Source organism: Paenarthrobacter sp. YJN-5 (assembly GCF_015040095.1).
In the GTDB taxonomy this organism is placed as follows: Bacteria; Actinomycetota; Actinomycetes; order Actinomycetales; family Micrococcaceae; genus Arthrobacter; species Arthrobacter ureafaciens.
In genome coordinates this window covers 3,959,350-3,979,099 of record NZ_CP053544.1, presented here as the reverse complement: position 1 = coordinate 3,979,099, position 19,750 = coordinate 3,959,350, and the positions used below count along the sequence as shown (strand labels likewise).

At 62.7% G+C, this 19,750-nt stretch carries 22 protein-coding genes; 15 read left to right on the top strand and 7 right to left on the bottom strand.

Translation table 11 applies throughout. From position 1 onward, the window contains the following. Positions 1 to 179: 179 nt before the first annotated feature. The 10 genes from HMI59_RS18370 to HMI59_RS18325 all read left to right on the top strand — a co-directional run bounded on the left by HMI59_RS18370 (position 180) and on the right by HMI59_RS18325 (position 9,274). Positions 180 to 1,601 (top strand): MFS transporter, encoded by a 1,422-nt coding sequence (locus HMI59_RS18370; protein WP_166185822.1) that lies wholly within the window; start codon positions 180 to 182, stop codon positions 1,599 to 1,601. A 448-nt stretch (positions 1,602 to 2,049) separates the two neighbouring features. After that, positions 2,050 to 2,604, top strand: a complete 555-nt coding sequence (locus HMI59_RS18365; RefSeq protein WP_193592123.1) for an RNA polymerase sigma factor — start codon at positions 2,050 to 2,052, stop codon at positions 2,602 to 2,604. Next, positions 2,601 to 3,440, top strand: a complete 840-nt coding sequence (locus HMI59_RS18360; RefSeq protein WP_193592122.1) for a hypothetical protein — start codon at positions 2,601 to 2,603, stop codon at positions 3,438 to 3,440. The genes HMI59_RS18365 and HMI59_RS18360 overlap by 4 nt, the downstream gene beginning before the upstream one ends. Positions 3,441 to 3,500: 60 nt before the next feature. After that, positions 3,501 to 3,926 (top strand): CoA-binding protein, encoded by a 426-nt coding sequence (locus tag HMI59_RS18355; RefSeq protein ID WP_166185824.1) that lies wholly within the window; start codon positions 3,501 to 3,503, stop codon positions 3,924 to 3,926. Between the two features lie 83 nt (positions 3,927 to 4,009). Then, on the top strand, positions 4,010 to 4,873 hold the full coding sequence (locus HMI59_RS18350) for a polysaccharide deacetylase family protein (protein WP_227471444.1): 864 nt from the start codon (positions 4,010 to 4,012) through the stop codon (positions 4,871 to 4,873). Positions 4,874 to 4,911: 38 nt separating this feature from the next. Then, a complete protein-coding gene (locus HMI59_RS18345; protein WP_021471684.1) occupies positions 4,912 to 5,307 on the top strand; it encodes an MmcQ/YjbR family DNA-binding protein in 396 nt (131 codons plus the stop codon). Positions 5,308 to 5,484: 177 nt separating this feature from the next. After that, positions 5,485 to 6,894, top strand: coding sequence for an N-acetylglucosamine/diacetylchitobiose ABC transporter substrate-binding protein (ngcE, locus tag HMI59_RS18340; protein WP_021471683.1), 1,410 nt, complete (start codon positions 5,485 to 5,487; stop codon positions 6,892 to 6,894). Beyond that, positions 6,891 to 7,922 carry a carbohydrate ABC transporter permease gene (locus tag HMI59_RS18335; protein ID WP_227471443.1) on the top strand — a complete coding sequence of 344 codons (1,032 nt, stop codon included), beginning with the start codon at positions 6,891 to 6,893 and terminating at the stop codon, positions 7,920 to 7,922. The genes ngcE and HMI59_RS18335 overlap by 4 nt, the downstream gene beginning before the upstream one ends. Continuing rightward, positions 7,922 to 8,815, top strand: a complete 894-nt coding sequence (locus tag HMI59_RS18330; protein WP_021471681.1) for a carbohydrate ABC transporter permease — start codon at positions 7,922 to 7,924, stop codon at positions 8,813 to 8,815. The genes HMI59_RS18335 and HMI59_RS18330 overlap by 1 nt, the downstream gene beginning before the upstream one ends. Before the next feature lie 138 nt (positions 8,816 to 8,953). Further along, positions 8,954 to 9,274: a putative quinol monooxygenase gene (locus HMI59_RS18325; RefSeq protein ID WP_021471680.1), complete on the top strand. Its 321-nt coding sequence runs from the start codon at positions 8,954 to 8,956 to the stop codon at positions 9,272 to 9,274. Here HMI59_RS18325 and HMI59_RS18320 read toward each other — a convergent pair whose 3' ends face one another. Further along, a complete protein-coding gene (locus HMI59_RS18320) occupies positions 9,275 to 9,568 on the bottom strand; it encodes a DUF503 domain-containing protein (RefSeq protein ID WP_166185827.1) in 294 nt (97 codons plus the stop codon). 214 nt (positions 9,569 to 9,782) lie between these two features. Between HMI59_RS18320 and HMI59_RS18315 the strand changes: the two genes are divergently transcribed. Genes HMI59_RS18315 through HMI59_RS18305 form a run of 3 tightly spaced genes read left to right on the top strand, consistent with a single transcriptional unit; the run spans position 9,783 to position 12,789 of the window. After that, on the top strand, positions 9,783 to 10,961 hold the full coding sequence (locus tag HMI59_RS18315) for a GGDEF domain-containing protein (RefSeq protein WP_193592120.1): 1,179 nt from the start codon (positions 9,783 to 9,785) through the stop codon (positions 10,959 to 10,961). Beyond that, complete coding sequence (locus HMI59_RS18310) at positions 10,958 to 11,461, top strand: hypothetical protein (protein WP_193592119.1); 504 nt, start codon at positions 10,958 to 10,960, stop codon at positions 11,459 to 11,461. Before HMI59_RS18315 ends, HMI59_RS18310 begins: the two co-directional genes overlap by 4 nt. Further along, positions 11,458 to 12,789, top strand: a complete 1,332-nt coding sequence (locus tag HMI59_RS18305; protein WP_193592118.1) for a bifunctional diguanylate cyclase/phosphodiesterase — start codon at positions 11,458 to 11,460, stop codon at positions 12,787 to 12,789. Before HMI59_RS18310 ends, HMI59_RS18305 begins: the two co-directional genes overlap by 4 nt. Positions 12,790 to 12,833: 44 nt before the next feature. Here HMI59_RS18305 and purL read toward each other — a convergent pair whose 3' ends face one another. The 5 genes from purL to HMI59_RS18280 form a co-directional block, all read right to left on the bottom strand. Next, a complete protein-coding gene (gene purL, locus HMI59_RS18300) occupies positions 12,834 to 15,143 on the bottom strand; it encodes a phosphoribosylformylglycinamidine synthase subunit PurL (RefSeq protein ID WP_021471675.1) in 2,310 nt (769 codons plus the stop codon). Next, on the bottom strand, positions 15,140 to 15,910 hold the full coding sequence (gene purQ, locus HMI59_RS18295) for a phosphoribosylformylglycinamidine synthase subunit PurQ (RefSeq protein ID WP_193592117.1): 771 nt from the start codon (positions 15,908 to 15,910) through the stop codon (positions 15,140 to 15,142). Before purQ ends, purL begins: the two co-directional genes overlap by 4 nt. 1 nt (position 15,911) lies before the next feature. Continuing rightward, positions 15,912 to 16,163 carry a phosphoribosylformylglycinamidine synthase subunit PurS gene (gene purS, locus HMI59_RS18290; RefSeq protein ID WP_011773385.1) on the bottom strand — a complete coding sequence of 84 codons (252 nt, stop codon included), beginning with the start codon at positions 16,161 to 16,163 and terminating at the stop codon, positions 15,912 to 15,914. Positions 16,164 to 16,422: 259 nt separating this feature from the next. Continuing rightward, positions 16,423 to 17,145 carry a hypothetical protein gene (locus tag HMI59_RS18285; RefSeq protein ID WP_193592116.1) on the bottom strand — a complete coding sequence of 241 codons (723 nt, stop codon included), beginning with the start codon at positions 17,143 to 17,145 and terminating at the stop codon, positions 16,423 to 16,425. Further along, entirely contained in the window at positions 17,135 to 17,824 is a 690-nt protein-coding gene (locus HMI59_RS18280) for a helix-turn-helix domain-containing protein (protein WP_193592115.1), read from the bottom strand. Before HMI59_RS18280 ends, HMI59_RS18285 begins: the two co-directional genes overlap by 11 nt. Before the next feature lie 233 nt (positions 17,825 to 18,057). On the opposite strand from HMI59_RS18280, the gene HMI59_RS18275 reads away from it, so the two are divergent. Continuing rightward, the gene (locus HMI59_RS18275) at positions 18,058 to 18,243 is read left to right on the top strand and encodes a hypothetical protein (RefSeq protein WP_021471673.1); all 186 of its coding nucleotides are present in this window, start codon (positions 18,058 to 18,060) and stop codon (positions 18,241 to 18,243) included. Positions 18,244 to 18,404: 161 nt separating this feature from the next. Then, positions 18,405 to 18,695 carry a DUF1540 domain-containing protein gene (locus HMI59_RS18270; protein ID WP_193592114.1) on the top strand — a complete coding sequence of 97 codons (291 nt, stop codon included), beginning with the start codon at positions 18,405 to 18,407 and terminating at the stop codon, positions 18,693 to 18,695. A 72-nt stretch (positions 18,696 to 18,767) separates the two neighbouring features. Here HMI59_RS18270 and HMI59_RS18265 read toward each other — a convergent pair whose 3' ends face one another. Next, complete coding sequence (locus tag HMI59_RS18265) at positions 18,768 to 19,703, bottom strand: phosphoglycerate dehydrogenase (protein ID WP_193592113.1); 936 nt, start codon at positions 19,701 to 19,703, stop codon at positions 18,768 to 18,770. Between the last annotated feature and the right edge of the window lie 47 nt (positions 19,704 to 19,750).

Below are 19,750 nucleotides of genomic sequence, written 5' to 3'. Positions count from 1 at the left end.
CTCTCCTGGAACTCGTTGTTTTCGGTCCTCTTGCTGGAGGGGCCAGCCTACGCCTCTCTGGAGCGGCAGGCCATGGCAGCGGTGCGGGAAACCCCTTGACCGGTCCCCGAGAACCGGCAGATGCTGGTATTACCGCGCGTTTTCAGTGAGGGGACACGCATGCATCGGGGCGGGAGAGAATGACGGATCACGAGCACACACCGGCCGGTGACGTCGCCGACCACGAGGCAGCAGCGCCCGGAGACATTGATCTGACACTCCGCACGCCGGCGGAACGATCCAGGACCTTCATGGGAATCCTGGTCAACACCGCTGCGGCCAACATCACCACCAGCTACCTGTGGTTTGCGCTGACGTTCTGGGTCTACCTGGAAACCCGCAACGTCATTGCCACGGGTGTAGTGGGCGGTGCCTACATGTTGCTCATTGCCGTTTCCAGCATCAGCTTCGGCACCTTTGTGGACCGCTACCGCAAGCTGACCCTGATGCGTTTTGCCGCCGCCTTCACGCTGGTCATGTTCACCATCTCCGGCGTCGTGTACCTCCTGGTGCCCACTGCGTCGTTGCTGGACCTCGGACAACCTTGGTTCTGGGCGTTCACGCTGATCATCCTCATCGGCGCGGTGGTGGAGAACATGCGCAACATTGCCCTGTCCACCACGGTCACCATCCTCATCGAACCCGACCGCCGGGCCAACGCCAACGGTTTGGTGGGCATGGTGCAGGGGCTGATGTTCATCGTCACCTCCGTGCTTTCCGGCCTGTCCGTCGGGCTGCTGGGAATGGGATGGACGATCGTGGTGGCCCTGGGGTTCACGGCGCTCGCCTACGTGCATCTGCTGACACTGCGCATGCCGGAAGAACGGCGACCGGCCGCGACCGACGCGAAGGGCAGCTTTGACCTGCGGGGCTCCTATGCCGCCGTGCTTGCCATTGCCGGTCTCTTCGCCTTGATCATCTTCTCCACCTTCAACAACTTCGTTGGTGGCGTGTACATGGCGCTGATGGATCCGTATGGCCTCGAGATGTTCCCGGTGGAGCTCTGGGGCACCTTCTTTGCCGTCGGTGCTACCGGCTTCATTGTGGGCGGTGCGTTGGTGGGCAAGTTCGGCCTTGGCGCCAACCCGCTCAAGACCATGCTGATTGCCGTCGCCGTCATGGGACTCCTGGGGGCACTCTTCACCATTCGCGAGTGGCCGTGGCTGTACGTCCTGGGCATCTGGTTGTACCTGGCCCTGGTACCCATTGTGGAAGCTGCTGAACAGACCGTCATCCAGCAAGTGGTCCCCTTGCCGCGGCAGGGAAGGGTGTTCGGGTTTGCCATGGCCTTCGAGTCGGCTGCCGCACCCATCACGGCCTTCATCATTGCCCCCATCGCCCAGTTCTGGATCATCCCGTACGCCCGTTCAGAGGAAGGCTCTGCCCAACTGGCACCGCTCCTGGGCGAAGGAACGTCACGTGGCATCGCCCTGGTCTTCCTGGTGGCCGGCGTCGTCATGATTGTCGCTTCACTCCTGGCCTTCCTCACCCCCGTGTACAGGCGCGTCACGGAGTCTTACCGGGAGAAAGCTGTGCAGGAGAGGGCAGCAAAGGAGGGCTAGATACTCCTTTTGTCGCAGCCCTTCGCGCCGGGCGCACCCCCTGAGCACACACGTCGCCACCGTTTCGCGCGGGGCGCACCAGGTGCTACAGGTGCGCCGGGCGGGTTCGGGGGCGGCACGGGTTGAGGTGCACGCGAACAGCGCGCCAAAAAACTTTTCCAAAAAAATGTGAACCCTGCGTAACCCTTTGGGGCGCCCCGACGATTACGTCTTTGAAAGGGCCGAGCTGGAATTTGTCCCCCATCATGTTCCAGCCCGGTCCTTCCTTTTGTCCAAGGGCCGTTCCGACCACGCAGATCCGGGTGTCGGCAGGTTCCTGACGACATGCCGGTCCTGCCCTACAGGGGACCCGGACGAGCAGATACCCTAGGTGAGGATCGTTCGCTGAGCAGTGTGCGGACGATCCGGCTTCCAGCCGAGGACCTGCCGCCGATCGAAAGTCTCTTCAGTGACCGACGCATTGACCGACGAAGCGCTCCATGCGCTCAGGGGCAACAGCTCGGCACTGTTCGGCGCCGTGTACCAGGCCTACGCCGGCCCGGTGCTCGGGTACCTGACGGCCAAGGGTGTATCCGACCCGGAAGCTGTTACCCAGGACGTGTTCCTGGCTGTGTTGCCCCGGCTTGATGACCTCAGCGGGGGAGCCGACGGGCTACGGACTTTCGTGTTCTCGGTGGCGCACGCCCGCATGGTTGACGATCATCGAAGGCAGAGCCGGACTCCGGAGCAGCACGAGTTCGAACCGGAACGGGACACCAGGGAATCAGTTTCGGCCGAGTCCGAGGCGATGGACCGGTTGGCTCCGCAGGAACTCCTCCGGTTGATTGACCACCTTGGAGGAGATCAAAGGGAGGTCCTGGCACTTCGGATCGTGGCTGGACTGACGGTTGAGCAGGTGGCCGACATCATGGGGAAGTCCGCAGGAGCAGTCAAACAACTGCAGCGGCGGGCGCTGATTACGCTCCGTGAGCACTCGGTAGTAAAGGAATATGTGTCGCCATGACATACAGGGACAGGCCATCCAGGGAATCGGAGGGCACAGCCGCCGTTGACGAGCTCTTGCTCGAGGCGGATCTCTCCGATGACGCTGACATGCGGACGGTACTTCTTTCCCTGCGGACGCTCGGGAACCTTCCCGCTCCCGCCCCGGGTCCGGAACTGGCAGCGATGCTGGCCGGGCCGCATGACCAGCTTGCCAAGCGACGCTGGCAGCGTAAGCATCGCGCCGCCCTCGCCGGCGTTGCGGTTGTTGCCGCCATGGGACTGGGCGTCAGCGGTGTGGCTGCCGCCAGTTCCGGTTTCACGAAGACTCCCACCATTATCAGCGGGCTCTTCGGAAACCCGTCCCGGCAGGGGGACGCAGCACCTCAGGAATTGCCCCGCCCTGACGCCCCGAGGGTCATCACAGAGCCTGCACCCACGGAAGAATACGTACCGGGCGGAAGCCTTGCCGGAAACGGCGGGTCGAGTAGCCCATCCGCCCTGCCCGAAGCTCCTCGAACAACAGCACCCCAATCCGCCGCGCCGGCGCAGGCCGCGCCGGAACAGGCAGCGTCGGAACAGGCGCCGGATGACCAGGCGCCGGACGACCAGGCCCAGGGAACGACCCCTGGTTCAAAGGACCTTCCTGCTGTGGCTAACCAGGCAGCCAAGGACGCGCACAACAGCAAAGTCGACCAGGGCGCCGGCACCAGCCAGAAGGGGAAGCCAGGGGACGCACGCTGGACGGCACCTGGCATTATCGGTAAGCCCGGCAAGACCCCGGGAGTCGACATCGCCAACCCCTGGGGCACCGCCGAAAAGCTCCTGAGGCAAGCTCCCGCCGTTTCGAGGAAATAACCCCCGCATGAACAAAAATCGGCCGAATGTGCTCCCGAGGGTGGGCGGTAGGCTTGGTGAATGATGCATGTGAACGATCCGGCCGTGGTGGAGCGGTTGATGCGAACAAAAGGCACTTGGGCGATCGTGGGGCTCAGTACCAACGAGTGGCGCTCCGCTTACGATGTCTCCCTTTACGTGCGGGACAAGATGGGCATGGAGATCATTCCGGTCAATCTCAAGGGCGAGGACGTCCACGGCGAAAAGGGCTACAAATCCCTCGCCGATATTCCCGCTGATAAGCACCCCATAGACGTCGTTGACTGTTTCGTGAACTCCGGGCGCGTGGGCGCCGTCATTGACGAGGCCATCGCGGTGGGCGCCAAGGCGGTCTGGCTCCAGTTGGGAGTCTTTGACGACGAAGCCTGCCAGCGCGCCCGGGATGCAGGGCTCGACGTCGTGGTCAACTCCTGCCCGGCACGTGAAGGCTGGCATTACGGCCTTTAAGGCGCGCGCCGGTTCTGCTGCTACCCTGCAGCTGGACCATTCACTAATCCATGGGGGATAACGTGCCGAAGCAGCCTTCCGCTGTGCCATTTTTCTCGCCCGGCAGGAGGGCCGTCCTCGGGGCCTTCGGGGCTTCGGTAGTCGCTGGACTATCGGCGTGCAGCGCAGGGGAGAGTACGACGCCGGAGCTGCCGCCCGGTAGTGCGTCCGCTTCCCCGGCGGGGCCGGCCGGCAACGGAGCGATGGCCGCGGCCGGTGAGGTGCCGCCGTCGGGCACCCCCGCTCCTACGGCGACGCCGAAGCCTTCCAAGCGCATTCGCCGCAGCTTCATCCCCGACTACCAGCTGCCGCCCGTGGTGGGTGGCCTGGCTCCCGTGATCACCAAGATTCCTACGCAGCATCCGGTGGTCTTCCTGACGATTGACGACGGCAACATCAAGAGCCCTGAATCCGTGAAGCTCATGGCTGAGCACGACTACCCGGCCTCGTTGTTCCTTACCAAGGACACCATCGCCGAGAATCCCGCCTTCTTTGACGCCTTCAAGGCCCAGGGCAGCCTGGTGGAAAACCACACGGTCACGCACAACATCAACATGGTCCGGCAGTGGGGTTATCAGCAGCAGCTCGCCGACATGGTGGGCATGCAGGAGTACGCGCTGAAGCAGTACGGCCGACGTCCAACGCTTTTCCGTCCCCCGGGCGGCGCCTATTCAAACGTGATGCGCCAGGCTGTGGCGGATGCCGGCATGAAGGCGATCGTCACGTGGGAAGCGAAAGCCAACGCCGGAAAGATGGACTACCAGGTAGGAAATTCCCTACGCCCGGGGGATATTGTGCTGATGCATTTCCGGGCGGAGTTCGCCGCTGACCTGGCCGCTTTCCGTGCTGCCCAGCTCGCGGCGGGGTTGGAAGTGGTGTTGCTGGAGGACTTCCTGGGCGTCGCTTAGCTGATGGTCCGGGACACCGGCAGCGGTACCCTCGAATCATGGACGTGCCACGCCTCCGTGAGATCTGCCTCGGCTTTCCGGGTGCCTTTGAAGACTTCCCGTTCGGCCCGGAGTTGTCCGTTTTCAAGGTGAGGGCTGCGGTGTCCGGTGGCGTACGCCACGAGGCCAAGATGTTTGCCCTGTCGGCCATGGATCCCGGCAACTGGTCCGTCAGCCTCAAGTGCGAGCCTGCGCTTGCCGAGCAGTTGCGCGCTGCCCATCCTGAAATCACCGGTGCCTGGCATCTGAACAAGAGGCACTGGAACGGTGTGCGGTTGGACGGCGGGCTCCCGGACGACATGATCCGGGACATGGTGGAGGATTCCTACGACCTGGTGGTGGCCAGCCTGAGCCGGCGGCAACGGGAGCAACTCGGATGGGCGGGACTGCTCTAAAAAGATCACACTTTGACAAAAGTTGATCGAAACTGCCGGGAAATATTGATTTCCAATCACTCTTAGTGAAGTATGTCACACGAAGGTTGGTGCTGTAGGGCGTCAACCCGGACTGTCGGCTCAATGGTGCCCCAGACGCCTGAGTCGGCCTATACGAGTCACTTAAGGGGTATGAAAATGACCATTCAGCACCAGTCCCTTGGCCGCCGCGGATTCCTGCGCGGAGCACTTGCTGCGGCTGTGCTCGTCCCGATGGGCGGCACCATCGCGTCCTGTGCAGCCGGCGGAGGGGGAACCACGGCTGGTCCTTCCGGCACAGTGTCGGACACCAACCCGTTCGGGATGGCAGACAAATCCACCGTTGACGCAGTCATTTTCAAGGGTGGCTACGGCATCGACTACGTTGAATTTGCCGGTAAGGCGTTTGAATCTGCACACGCCGGTTCCACAGCGAAGATCGCCCCGTCAACGGATATTGCGCAGGAACTGCAGCCGCGCTTCGTCGGCGGCAACCCGCCGGACCTGATCGACAACTCCGGTGCCAAGGCAATCGGCTTCAGCACTATCCTTGCCCAGCTCGAGGACCTCACCAGCGTTGTGGAGGCCAAGAACCTGGAGGGCAAGGTCATCAAGGACACCCTCTACACCGGTGTGCTCGCACCAGGCACTTTTGACGGCAAACTGGCCGCCCTGAACTACGTCCTGACGGTCTACGCCATGTGGTACTCCGATTCCCTCCTGAAGGAGAACGGTTGGACCGTGCCCAAGACCTGGGATGAGATGTATGCCTTGGGCGAGCAGGCCAAGGCCAAGGGCAAGTACCTGTTTGTGTGGGGCAAGGAAGCCGCCACGTACTACCAGGAGATGGCAATCGCCTCGGCCATCAAGGAAGGCGGCGACGAGGTTCGGCTCGCCTTGGAAAACCTTAAAGCCGATTGCTGGTCCCATCCGGCCGTCCAGTCCGTGTTCACGGCCATGGACAAGATCGTGAAGGCAGGCTTCTTTAAGCCCGGCGGGTCCGGCACCCAGTTCACGGCAGCGCAGGCGCAGTGGAGCAACGCACAGGAGGCAGTGTTCTACCCGTCCGGTTCCTGGATTGAGAACGAGATGAAGGACCAGACCAAGGCTGACTTCAAGATGACGGGTGCGCCCGTTCCCGCAGTGAGCTCCAGCCCCAAAATGCCCTACGAGTCCTTGCACAGCGCGGCCGGTGAGCCGTACATCGTCCCGTCGCAGGGCAAGAACGTGGCCGGCGGCAAGGAACTGCTCCGCGTCATGCTCTCCAAGGAAGCCGCCACCAACTTCGCAAAGACCAAGCTCGCCCCCACGATCGTCAAGGACACTGTCCCCGAGGACGGCTTTGGTTCAACGGCACTGGTGTCCCAGACCAAACTCCTGAGCGATGCCGGCGAGAACATCTACACCTGGAACTTCATCGACCTCTACGGCACCAACAAGGACCAGCTGGTTGTGTGGAACACGTTCCTCGACGGCAAGTCGGACGTTGCCACGCTGACGTCGTCCCTGCAGAGCATCACGGACAAGGTCCGCAACGACAGCTCGGTCAAGAAGATTGAAGTGAAGTGACCGTAGTGGAACCACAGCAGAGCCGGAGCGGCGACGGTTTGGCCGCCGTCGTTCCGGCCATGGCTCCTCCGCCGCCGGCGTCCACCAAGCGGCGGCGCAAGCCCCTGACGTGGGACAAGGCCAGCTTCTTCCTCGTCTTCCTGGGCCTGCCCCTCGCTATCTATATCCTGTTCGTGATCTGGCCGTTCATCCAGGCCTTTGGCTACTCCCTGACAGACTGGTCCGGCTTCTCGCCGAACCAGAACTTCATCGGGTTGGACAACTACGCCAAAATTTTCACGGACGATATCTTCATGAAGGCCATGGGGAACAACATCCTCCTGGTCATCTTCCTGCCCATCATCACCATTGTCCTGAGCCTCGTCCTGGCCACGATGGTCACGGTGGGCGGCAGCAGCAAGGGCCAGATCAAGGGCTTGCGGAACTCCAGTTTCTACCGCGTGGTTTCTTTCTTCCCTTACACGATTCCTGCCATCGCCATCGGCATCATGTGGGGACAGATCTACGATCCTTCCGGCGGGTTGCTGAACGGGATCCTCACCGGGCTGGGCATGGAGCAGTTCAAGGACTTCGCCTGGCTGGGGAACAAGGACACAGCCATGATCGCCACCATGTTCGTGATCGTGTGGGGCTTCGTGGGCTTCTACATGGTGCTGTTCGTAGCCGGCATCAAGGGCATTCCCGCCGAACTGTTCGAAGCTGCCCGCATTGACGGCGCCGGGAGGTTCCGGACTGCGGTGTCCGTGACCATCCCGCTGATCCGCGACAACATCCAGACCGCCTACATCTACATGGGCATCCTGGCGCTGGACGCTTTCGTGTATATGGCGGCCCTCAACTCGGGCGGCGGGCCGGACAACTCGACGCTTGTCATGTCCCAACAGCTGTTCTTCACGGCGTTCAGCAAGGGCCAGTTCGGGCTCGCCAGCGCCATGGGCGTGGTCCTGGCAATCACCACCCTGATCTTCTCCGGGCTGGTGTTCGCTGTTAACAAGCTGACCGGCGGCGACAAGGATGTGAGCAACTGATGTCCACCAAGACAGTTATGCCGGAAAGGAAGTCCCTGCACTTCCAGCCGCGGACACCCGCAACTACTCCCGGCGACAAAGTGGTGGGGGCCATTTCCCACACCGCCCTGACCATATGGTCGCTCATCGTCATCCTGCCGCTCCTGTGGACGGTGATGTCATCGTTCAAGACCTCAAGCGAGATCTTCGCTTCTCCGTTCGCCCTGCCGTCCGAGTGGCGTTTCGACAACTACGTCAAAGCCTGGAGCGATGCCGGGATTGGAAGCTACTTCCTGAACTCGGTGATCGTGGTGGGCGGCGCGTTGGTGATCGTCATGGTGCTTGGAGCCATGTGTGCCTACGTCCTGGCAAGGTATGTCTTCTTCGGCAGCAGGGCCATCTACTACCTGATGCTCGCCGGGCTGACCTTTCCGATCTTCCTGGCCATGGTCCCGTTGTTCTTCGTCATGCGGAACATCGGGCTGCTCAATACACTGCCCGGGTTGATCCTCGTGTACGTCGGCTTTGCTCTGCCGTTCACGGTGTTCTTCCTGTTCTCCTTCTTCAAATCCCTACCCCACGAGATCACGGAGGCCGCGGCCCTGGACGGGGCAGGCGAGTGGCGGACCTTCTTCCAGGTCATGCTTCCCATGGCCAAGCCGGGCCTTGCCTCCGTTGCGATCTTCAACTTCCTTGGCCTGTGGAACCAGTTCCTCATCCCGGTCTCCATTAATGCGGCCGGACCCCGCGTGCTGTCCCAAGGCCTCGCGGCTTTCGCCGGGCAGATGGGGTATGCAGTGGACTTCGGCGCCTTGTTCGCGGCGGTCACTGTCACCGTGGTGCCGGTGCTGATCGTGTATGTCATCTTCCAACGTCAGCTTCAAGGCTCGGTGTCGCAGGGAACCATGAAATAGCCCCGGCCAGGCGGGACGTACGACGGCGGTGCGCGCCTTGTGGTGCGGGCCGCCGTCGGGCTTTAACTCTGAAAGGATGGAACGGCAACCGGCGCCGGGGCAGTACAGCCCCGGCAACTGATCGAAAGGCCGAATTACATGATTTTCATTGTGGTCAAATTCAAGGTGAAGCCCGACTGGTCGGAGCGTTGGCTGGACCTGGTGGCCGACTTTACCCAAGCCACGCGCGAAGAACCGGGCAATCTGTGGTTCGACTGGTCCCGCAGCGTGGAAGACCCGAACGAGTTCGTCCTGGTGGAAGCGTTCCAGGACGACGCCGCCGAGGCCCACGTGAACAGCGCGCACTTCAAGAAGGCGATGGCTGACATGCCCCAGGCCCTCGCCGAAACCCCGCACATCATCAGCCGCCAGCTCGAAGGCAGCGGCTGGGACCGCATGGGCGAGCTGACCATCGACTAGCTAGTCCTCGCTGTGGATTTCCCGCTGCCTGGCGCTGAGCAGCTCAAGCTCGGGCCGGGCAGCGACGAACCGTTCCACGGCGTCGAGTACTTCCCTGAGGTGCCCGTGGTCCGGTGCCACCAAAGCCGCGCCGATCAATGCCCTGCGGTGCTGGTCCTGAAGCCCGGTCTCCGAGGCCGATACGTCAAAGCGCCGCTTCAGCTCAGCCACCACCGGCCGCACAATCGAGCGCTTCTCCTTGAGGCTGTGAACATCTCCCAGCAGCACGTCGAATTCGACCCACCCAATCCACATATGCCCATTAAACAGGCGCAGGCGGCGATCTTGATCGAATCTTGAGGGAATGCCGCGAGGAGGTTGAGCGAGCCGGATCACACTGGAGTCACGATCATCCACGGGGGGAGACGAGCAGCATGGGCACACTGCGCGGCAGCACGGAAGAAACCCGCTTTGACAAGCATCCAGCCATGGTGGAGATTTGCGGGGGACCCAATGGCAGGAGCGAACCGTGATACTCGATGCGTTTTCCGCCAGGATGTCCCTCGGAGTCGTTACCCTCACGCTCTTCCTGCTGTTCTCAGCCTCCTACGGCAAGACCAGGTCCCCCTACACGGGGTGGTGGGCGCTGGCCCTCTTCGAATTCATGCTCGGCAATGCCGGCTTCCTGCTGAACGGAACTCCGCACCAGGTGTGGGCCAATCCCGTGGGCAACGTGCTGGTGGTAGCCGGTGCGTTCAGCATCTGGGCAGGCGCCAGGACCTTGCGTGACCTCAGGGCAGCCCCTTGGCTGCTCGCTTTGGGGCCCCTGGTTACGGGGGTCGCTTCCGCCCTGGAGGACCCGGCAAACAACATCTGGTCGGGTGGTGCAGTGTATCTGGCCATGATCACGGTTGGTGTTGGTTTGGCAGCCAGGGATCTATGGCACTTCAAGCCCACCCATTCGGAAATCTCCAAGGCGATGTCAATGGTCGCCTGGTTCGCCACGTTGTACTTCCTCGCACGCTTCATCGTCTTTGTGACATTTGGTCCAGACAGTTCCTCGTTCCAGGGCTATTTCGGCGCAGGCCCACTTGGCCTGGTGACCACTGTCCTGCTGGTTGCCGCCTCGTTCACCATGACGACGCTCAGCAACGATCAACTGATCAGGGGGCTCCGCGAACGGGCCAGCCGGGACCACCTCACCGGGCTCCTTAACCGGGGAACGTTCATGGACCTGGCCGGGGCGGAGCTCAAGCGCCTGCGCGCCGATGGTTCGAGTGTCGCCGTCGTCCTTGCCGACTTGGACCACTTCAAAGCCGTCAATGACGAACACGGCCACCGCGCGGGAGATGCAGCACTGAAGGCCTTCGCGGAGGCCTGCCGGGAAAGCGTCAGGTCCACGGACCTGGTGGGGCGCTACGGCGGGGAAGAGTTTGTTCTCTTCCTCCCCGGTGCCACGCAGAAAAGGGCAGAAGACATTGCCCTTGAAATAAGCAAACGGATGGCCACCATGGAAGTGCCCGGAGGGGGCGCTTTCCCCACGGTCAGCTACGGAGTCACATCCAGCACTCCAGCTACCGCAGACCTCACCTTCATGATCGAAGTTGCGGACGCAGCCCTTTACAGCGCCAAAGCGCAGGGCAGGAACCGAATTGTCGGAGCTAACCGCCTTGAGGCGGCAACTATCGCGGATGAGGCACGATCATGACCATCAACCAGCTGACCACCAAGATCCAGATCCAGCACAACCAGGAACTGGCCGCATTCCGGCAGGACATCACCAGCCCGCCCTATCAGGCCGGCACGCCCACCACCCTCAACACCGCGAGGCGCTCGGTCCGGATGAACCCCGTCCACTCCGTAGAGGATGCAAGCGCCAACCTGACCATCGTCGCAGATGTTCAGGGACTCGCCTGGCTCACGGCGGACAAGGGGCTGCAAGGAAGCTGCATCACTCTCTCGATCGCAGGCCACCGGCGCACCACGGGAACCCGGGTCCAGCTGCCCCTGGGGGAATGCGACGCATGGGTCGAAGCCATCCTCGGACGCTCCTGGCTGCACCAGGTCTACCGCGCCGGGACACCCGCGCAGCCCGACGGGAAGCTGGACATCGCTTCCTACCGTTTGTTCCTTGACGAACGGAACAACCCGGTCGCCAAGCCGAAGTCCGTGGTTGACGACACTTTGCGGTACCTGGACCTCTCTTGAAACAACCCCGCACGGCCGCGAGCGACCACCCGGAAACCGACCCTTTAACGGGCCTCGGCAATCGGCTGGTGCTCGAGGACGCCTTGCGGGATGCCCAGGCGGCCGCGTCAAACGGAACATCGCCGGCTGCCCTGCTGCTGCTGAACCTGGACGGGTTCAAAGCCGTCAAAAGCTCGGTTGGCCACGCCGCCGCGGACCTTATCCTGCAGACCATAGCCTCGCGTATCAGGGCGGCAGTGCAGGAGAACGACGTCGTCACGCGCCTGGGCGGCGACGAGTTCGGGATCCTTCTGCCGGCAACACCGCTGGCCCGGGCCGTGGCCGCGGGGAACCGCATCCTGGCTGCGGTCGAACCCGAGATCGATCTCGGCAGCGCGAACGTGCGCTGCACAGCGAGCATGGGGTTGAGGGCTGCCGATCCCAGCCGCACCCCTGCCGAGTTGCTGATGGAAGCAGACCTTGCCCTGGGGGAGTCCAAAGCCGAGGGCCGGAACAAGGTCAGGACGTTCGATCCTGCCACCCTCCTGGCGCGACAACTTGAGCGGCAGATCGTCAGCGAACTGGGACATGCCATCGAGTCGGACCAGCTTGTGCTCTTCTACCAGCCGATTGTGGAGCTGGCTACCGGCCGGCTCCAAGGCAGCGAGGCCTTGGTGCGGTGGAACCATCCCGAACGTGGACTCATCATGCCTGACAAATTCATTCCCGTTGCCGAGGCCACGGGTTTGATTGCGGAACTGGGCCGTTGGGTGCTGCGCAATTCCGTGGCCCAGCTGGCCGCATGGCGGCGGGACCCGGCCACCGCACACCACGATTTCTCCATGCGGATCAACGTATCGGCACCGGATCTGCAGAGCCTGGAGTTCGTCGATGATGTCCGGGAAGCCCTGTCCACGGCAGGCCTTCCGCCGGAGTCACTGGTGCTGGAGCTGACAGAAAGCGCCATCATCCAGAACAACGAACTGGACCGCTACACGCTGATGAGCCTCCACCGGCTGGGTGTCGGCCTTGAGATAGATGACTTCGGCACCGGAGACTCATCCATCGGCTACCTCCGCAAGCTCCCGGTGGACCACGTCAAAGTGGACCGGGAGTTCGTCCGCGACCTGGGTAAGGACGACACCCAGTTGCAGTTCCTCGCCGCCATCCAGAACGTGATCCGCTCCAGCGGACTGGACGGCATCTGGGAGGGAATAGAGACCGCCGAACAGGCCGAAGCGCTGCGGAGCATCGGTTGCACCAGCGGGCAGGGCTATTACTTTGGCCGCCCGGTTTCCGGGACCGAGTTCACAGCGCAGCTGAAGCGGCAGGAAACCTGGCCGGCTTAAACACAAAACGCGGGACCACATGAGTGGTCCCGCGTTTTTGCGTGCTAGCCGAAGTACTTCGGCAGAGTGCCTTCGTGGGCTTCGCGGAGGGCCTCCAAAGAGAGCTCGTCCACGCCGTTGATCTCCAGCTTTCCGCCGGCTGCGTCCACGACGCCGATCCGGAGGTGCGCGAAACCGCGGGCCGTGCACATGTCCTTGAAACGGACTTCCTCAGAGCGCGGAACGGACACGATCGCACGTGCCTGGGACTCGGAGAACAGTGCGGTGAAGAGGTCCACACCGTCGCGTTCCATGAGTTCCTCCAGCGCGATGCGGGCACCGACGCCGTAACGCAGCGAGGACTCCACGAGTGCGGCTGCGAGGCCACCCTCGGAGAGGTCGTGTGCGGCATCAACCATGCCGTCGCGGGACGCGTTGATGAGGATCTCACCAAGCTGGCGCTCAGCTGCAAGGTCAACCTTCGGAGGCTGGCCACCGAGGTGTCCGCGCAGGTTGGACCATTCGGAACCATCCAGCTCAGCCGCGGTGGTGCCCAGCAGGTAGATGGCCTGCCCGTCCTCGCGCCAGCCCGACGGCGTACGGCGGGCGACGTCGTCGAGCTTGCCCAGGACTGCCACCACGGGGGAGGGGTGGATGGGCGTTGTGCCGGTCTGGTTGTACAGGGAGACGTTGCCGCCGGTCACCGGGACGCCCAACTCCATGCAGGCATCGGAGAGGCCGCGAATGGCTTCGGCGAGCTGCCACATGACGTCCGGGTCCTCCGGGGAGCCGAAGTTCAGGCAGTCGCTCACAGCCATCGGAACGGCACCGGAAGTGGCGACGTTGCGGTAGGCCTCGGCCAGTGCCAACTGTGCGCCCTTGTAGGGGTCCAGGTAGGTGTAGCGGCCGTTGGCGTCGGTAGCCAGGGCCACGCCCAGGCCGGTTTCCTCGTCAACGCGGACCACGCCGGCGTCATCCGGGAACGCCATGGCAGTGTTGCCGCCAACATAGCGGTCGTACTGCTTGGTGATCCAGGACTTGCTGCACATGTTCGGGGAGGAAACCAGCTCGGTGACCGCCGCTGCCAGCTCCGAGGGAGCGGACGGACGGTTGGCGTCTTCAACGGAACCAGTGAAGGCGTTCGCCTGGACCGAGTCCTGCCACTCCGGGCGGGCGAACGGGCGGTCGTAGACCGGGCCGTCGTGCGCAACGGTGCGGGGGTCGACGTCGACGATTACTTCGCCTTCCCAGGTGATGATGAGGCGGCCGGTATCGGTCACTTCACCCAACCAGGAGTACTCCACGGCCCACTTGTCCATCACGGCCTCGAACGCTTCCACGTTTTCCGGCGTGACGATTGCCATCATGCGTTCCTGGGACTCGGACATGAGGATCTCGCCCGGGGTCAGCGTGGGGTCGCGCAGCAGGACGGAGGTCAGCTCAACCTGCATGCCGCCGTCGCCGTTGGAAGCGAGCTCTGACGTCGCGCAGGAGATGCCGGCGGCGCCGAGGTCCTGGATGCCCTCCACCAGGGAACCCTTGAAGAGTTCGAGGCAGCACTCGATGAGCACCTTCTCCGCAAAGGGGTCGCCAACCTGGACTGCGGGGCGCTTGGACGGCTTGGAGTCGTCGAAGGACTCGGAGGCAAGCACCGAGGCACCACCGATTCCGTCGCCACCGGTGCGGGCGCCGAAGAGGACAACCTTGTTGCCCTTGCCGGAGGCGTTGGCCAGGCGGATGTCCTCGTGGCGCATGACGCCCACAGCCAGCGCGTTCACCAGCGGGTTGCCCTGGTAGACGGAGTCGAAGACCATTTCGCCGCCGATGTTCGGCAGGCCGAGGCAGTTGCCGTAGCCACCGATGCCGGCAACGGCACCGTGCATGACGCGTGCGGTGTCCGGGTGGTCGATCGCGCCGAAGCGGAGCGGATCCATCACGGCTACGGGGCGGGCACCCATGGAGATGATGTCGCGGACAATGCCGCCGATGCCGGTAGCTGCGCCCTGGTAGGGCTCAACGAACGACGGCGAGTTGTGGGACTCGATCTTGAAGGTCACGGCCCAACCGTCGCCGAGGTTGGTCACGCCGGCGTTCTCGCCGATGCCCACCAGCATGTCCTTCTTCATTTCTTCCGTGACCTTCTCGCCGAACTGGCGGAGGTGGTTCTTGGAAGACTTGTAGGAGCAGTGCTCGCTCCACATGACCGAGTACATGGCCAGCTCGGCACCGGTGGGACGGCGGCCAAGGACCTTGACGATCTCGTCGAATTCGTTCTGCTTCAGGCCCAGTTCGGCCCACGGGAGTTCCGTGTCCGGGGTCTTGGCGGCGTTTTCAACGGTATCGATGTTGAACTTCTTGGTGGTTTCCGTGGTCACTTGTCGCCTCCCACAATCTTGGTCAGTACGGAGGTGAAGAAACCGAGTCCGTCGGTGTCGGACGCTGCTCCATCGAGTGCTTCGGGACCGAAGCCTGTCTCAACGGCGTGCTCGGGGTGCGGCATGAGGCCCACGACGTTGCCGGCGGCGTTGGAGATCCCGGCGATGTCACGGCGGGAGCCGTTCGGGTTGAAGCCCACGTAGCGGAAGACCACACGGCCCTCGGCTTCAAGGGCGTCGAGGGTCTTCTCGTCGGCGATGTACTGGCCGTCCTGGTTCTTCAGCGGCACAGTGATTTCCTGGCCCTGCCGGTAGTCCACGGTCCAGTCGGTGTTGGCGTTTTCGACGCGCAGCACCTGGTCGCGGCAAATGAACTTCAGGTGGTCGTTCTTGATCATGGAGCCGGGCAGCAGGTGCGATTCGGTCAGGATCTGGAAACCATTGCAAATACCGAGGACAGGCAGCTTTGCATCGGAGTTCGCGGCATCGATGATTTTTGACATCAGCGGCGCGAAACGCGAAATGGCGCCGGCGCGCAGGTAGTCGCCGTAGGAGAAACCGCCGGGAATGATGACGGCGTCAACGTCACCGAGGCTTTCGTCTGCGTGCCAAAGCGACACCGCCGTGCCGCCTGCAAGCCGTACTGCACGGGCGGCGTCGCGGTCGTCCAAAGTACCGGGGAAGGTGACGACGCCGATCTTGGCGCCTGCCAGGCGGGGTTCCGCGGCGACAGCCACGGCCTCGCCAATCAGGGGGATTGAAGTCATGTCAGGCCTCGACGACCTCGACGTTGACTACGTCTTCGATGACAGGGTTGGAGAGCAGAGTCTCGGCAGCTTCACGGGCCTGGGCCAGGATAGCGTCGGTCACCTCGCCGTCAACCGTCAGTTCGAAGCGCTTGCCCTGGCGGACTGCGCTGAAGCTGTTGAAGCCGAGGCGGGGCAGTGCACCCACAATGGCTTTCCCCTGGGGGTCCAGAATCTCGGGCTTGGGCATGACGTCAACGACGATCCGGGGCATCCGGTAACTCCTGTGCGTGAGTTGGGTGAACCTTTAAATAAGGCTGCCGCGGAGGGTGCCGTCTCACGCCGGTCAGCCGCATTCGAACTGTGTCCTGAAAACGGTGTCCTGAAACGGTGTGGGGGCGCTCCGCGAGCTTGCACATCTATCCTACCGGGAGTCGCGCGCATACCCTATTCAGTGCAATTGCGCGAGGAGCCCGGGCCGTTTCGGTGGAAATTCCCTGCGTTGGAGGGTCGAGCGGTGCTCAGGCAGGCTTCTAGTTCAGCGAGATCCTTAAGCGTCCCAAGCCTTCAGAACCTTCCGGCACGTTCGCCATGAGTTCGGGATGTTTGGCAAGGTGGCCCAACATGTTCGCCAAGTGGTCGCGTTCGGCAGGTCTGTAGGAGACGCCCTGCAGGTCTGAGGCCCGGATGACGGATGCCAAGGTGAGGAAGTCATCTATGTGTCGCTGCCGTCCGGGATCATCAATAATCGTCAAAGCTCCCGCCTTTCCGATCAGGCTGCCTAGGAGCGTTGGCCGGTTCACCCGCCCCGATGCCGAGCCTGCCTGCACTTTGACCGTCTCGGAGCGGTCGAGCGCTTGCTGACTAGCGGGTGCAGCAATTGTTGTCCCTCCAGTGGCACCACGCCGATTTCCTGCCCGCTCGCCCAGATGCCGCGGAATGAGAACGTCGACCACCGCTTCGCCCCGGGTCCAGCGATGCTGGTGGCCTTCCATGGATGCCCCGGCTGATTCGAAACCGAGCTTCAGAAGATGCGCAGTGAAGTCGTGGAGCATCCGGGGGTAAGCCCGTATGTCCAGGGCTATGTCGGCGTCCTTCGTTGCACGAACAACAGTGGCACCACGTTCAACCGCATGGAGAAAAACAGCCTGCCCGCCAACTAGTACCCATCCCTTGGGTACAGCGTCATGGATATCGAAAACCGCCCGCCACGCTTCCTGCTGTCTGACAAGCATTGCTGGAAGTTCAATGGACACTGAGGCTCCTGACGATCTCGAGGGCTGCTTGCTGCTCGCGAAACCCCGGTCTTTCGGCCAGATCCGCGGCAACGGCCAAGGGGGGAAGCACCTCGGGTACGTGCCCGGCGACGCGGAGCACGACGTTCGGTCTCTTGTGCGGAGACGGCTCGACCAAGAACCAGTCCCTAACGACGTCGTCAAAGCGGTCACGTTGTACGTATGCCTCAACTTCCGAGTTCGACAGCAAGCCGGCCGCGGGGTGGGAGATTCCCGAAAGGTGGATGCGTTTGTCTTCTCTCATTTCGGCGATGTCCGAGGGGCTCGACGAAAATTCATACTTCTCAGCTCGATTGACAAGCCAGACAGAAAGTAGCCCGAGCGGATCCGCAGCATTCTGTAGCCGATCGACGCGCTCGTGCAACCGATGCCTCTCCACGGCTGAAGGTACCAAACCCTCAAAGTAGAAGTCCCGGCTTAAGACATCTTCCCGGAAGCGCAACATCAGTTGCCATGCGCTGCGTTCGGACAGCGGCCGGCCGGCAGGCCTGCCTGGCCGATACTGGGCCGCGTCCGCCTCGTCAACGATCCAGCGGCCACCGACGCGCTGGCCACGGATTCGGCCAGAGCGGACGAGTTGCCTGGCTCGGCTCTCGTGAATGCCGAGGCGCTTTCCAAGTTCGGAGATGCTGAGTGCCATTTCACAATGGTATCGATCCCGCTATGAATATGTAACAGATGCCAGTCCGACGTCCGATTGCACATTGGTATCGGTGTCGATATGAATCTGCAATGCCTTGATGGAGAATCCGTCGCCTGTCCGCGACGGGAGGAGCTATGGAGTTTGGGTCACTAAGGTGCTAAGGGTGTGAAGACGCAAAAGGGGAGAGCATGAAGACATGCCTCGAATCGCGGTTGCGAAAGGATGGCGGCATGGCCGAGAAACCGAAGTCGATGGTGTTGGGCATTGTGGGTGCCGCGGTCTTTGCCGGGCTGGGGCGCATGGTCCTCCAAAAAATCAAGGCGGACAAAGCTGCACGAAGCCAGCGGGTCACCACTGCCCTGGACAAGGAGACGCGGGAACGGATCAGCCGGGCGATCAGGACGCCAGGCAAATAATGCCCGTCGGGCAGCACCGGCGGCTTACGGGTAGCGCTGCGCGGCAATAGCGAACGTACAAATGCGCTAATGCAACGGGTTAAACCCCTGAATTCCGGCGTAGTTTAGGTCCTACACGCCGGTCCCTTGCCGGGGCCACCAAGACCCGACCAGGAGGAACAATGACGGACCACATTGCAGAAGTATCCGCCTGTAGCGTTGGCAGTTGCGGATTCAATCATGACGGATGCACGGCATTCGGCATCACCATCGGTGGCACCCGGGACCACGCTTCCTGCGCCACGTTCATTGACACGAACGCCATGGGCGGACTTCCAAAGGTCCTGGCCCACGTCGGGGCCTGCCAACGTTCCGAATGCGTGCATAACAACAACCTCATGTGTGAAGCACACGACGTGAAGGTGGGACCCGGCGCAGATTCCGCGGACTGCCTGACGTACGAGCACACGTGATCCTTCGTCAAAAGAGCGGGCGCGCCCTTGCCGGGTGCGCCCGCTCTTTTTTGCGTCCAACGCAGGTTTGAATCAGCGAACCACGTTCTTCAGCTCACCGCCCTCGCGGAGCGCTGCGATGTTCGACAACACAAGGGCTGACCCGCCCTTGGGCCGGTTCCCGGCGACGTGCGGAGTGATGATCAAGTTGGGTGCGGACCATAGTTCCGACCCGGCCGGCAGGGGCTCTGTCTTGGTGACGTCCACTGCCGCCGCGCGGAGGCGGCCATCGCGAAGGGCGGACAGCAGGGCGTCTTCGTCCACGGTGGCGCCGCGTCCTACATTTACGAACACAGCTGTATCCGGCAGGGCATCCAGAATCTCTTCGTTCAGCGAATTTTCTGTCTCGGGGGTGGCCGGGAGGATGGAAATGAGCACGTCCGTTGTAGCCAGGACCCTGGGGAGATCTGATGTTGCGACCACGGGAAAGCCGTAGCGCTCGCCCGCAGAGTTCGCGACGCCGGTGACCTCGGCGCCGAGCGCGGCCAGCAGGGGAGCGAGGCGTCCGGCGATCGAGCCGAACCCCCAGATGGTGACCTTGGCGCCGTCGAGCGTGTAGAGCTGTTCTGTGTCCGGGGCGGACTGGGCCGCGTTGTACTCCCGGTCCCAGCGTGAGGACTTCTGCCCTTCGAACAGTACGTCCAAGCGGCGCACGGCTGCCAGGACCAATGCCAGTGCGTGTTCCGCCACCGGACCGTCGTGGAGCGAGCGGCCTGAGGTGACCTGCACGTTGTCAGCGAACCCGGCTGCGAGCACCGAATCGGGGCCAGCCGCCAGGGTCTGGACGAGACGCAGGTTCTTGAGCCGCCGGGCAGCGTCCTCCAGGTTGCCGCTGGTGTTCTGCCATGCCACCAGGACCTCGGCGTCAAGGTGCTCGTCCGGAACGGGCTGATCCACCTGGTAAGCCACCACCTCTTCGCCGGATGCTTCGAGGTCCAGTGCGATGGTGTTGGGGACGAGGATCTTCAAGGTGGAACTCCGTAACTGCTCGTGGGTTAGGGACTCAGCCCCGTGTC

Bases quoted from the DNA above. Each gene is read 5' to 3' on its own strand.
- ngcE (WP_021471683.1), top strand. From the start codon at position 5,485: ATGACCATTCAGCACCAGTCCCTTGGCCGCCGCGGATTCCTGCGCGGA.
- HMI59_RS18330 (WP_021471681.1), top strand. From the start codon at position 7,922: ATGTCCACCAAGACAGTTATGCCGGAAAGGAAGTCCCTGCACTTCCAG.
- HMI59_RS18270 (WP_193592114.1), top strand. From the start codon at position 18,405: ATGACGGACCACATTGCAGAAGTATCCGCCTGTAGCGTTGGCAGTTGC.
- HMI59_RS18370 (WP_166185822.1), top strand. From the start codon at position 180: ATGACGGATCACGAGCACACACCGGCCGGTGACGTCGCCGACCACGAG.
- purQ (WP_193592117.1), bottom strand. From the start codon at position 15,910: ATGACTTCAATCCCCCTGATTGGCGAGGCCGTGGCTGTCGCCGCGGAA.
- HMI59_RS18325 (WP_021471680.1), top strand. From the start codon at position 8,954: ATGATTTTCATTGTGGTCAAATTCAAGGTGAAGCCCGACTGGTCGGAG.
- HMI59_RS18320 (WP_166185827.1), bottom strand. From the start codon at position 9,568: ATGTGGATTGGGTGGGTCGAATTCGACGTGCTGCTGGGAGATGTTCAC.
- HMI59_RS18345 (WP_021471684.1), top strand. From the start codon at position 4,912: ATGGACGTGCCACGCCTCCGTGAGATCTGCCTCGGCTTTCCGGGTGCC.
- purS (WP_011773385.1), bottom strand. From the start codon at position 16,163: ATGCCCCGGATCGTCGTTGACGTCATGCCCAAGCCCGAGATTCTGGAC.
- HMI59_RS18280 (WP_193592115.1), bottom strand. From the start codon at position 17,824: ATGGCACTCAGCATCTCCGAACTTGGAAAGCGCCTCGGCATTCACGAG.
- HMI59_RS18355 (WP_166185824.1), top strand. From the start codon at position 3,501: ATGATGCATGTGAACGATCCGGCCGTGGTGGAGCGGTTGATGCGAACA.
- HMI59_RS18275 (WP_021471673.1), top strand. From the start codon at position 18,058: ATGGCCGAGAAACCGAAGTCGATGGTGTTGGGCATTGTGGGTGCCGCG.
- HMI59_RS18360 (WP_193592122.1), top strand. From the start codon at position 2,601: ATGACATACAGGGACAGGCCATCCAGGGAATCGGAGGGCACAGCCGCC.
- HMI59_RS18310 (WP_193592119.1), top strand. From the start codon at position 10,958: ATGACCATCAACCAGCTGACCACCAAGATCCAGATCCAGCACAACCAG.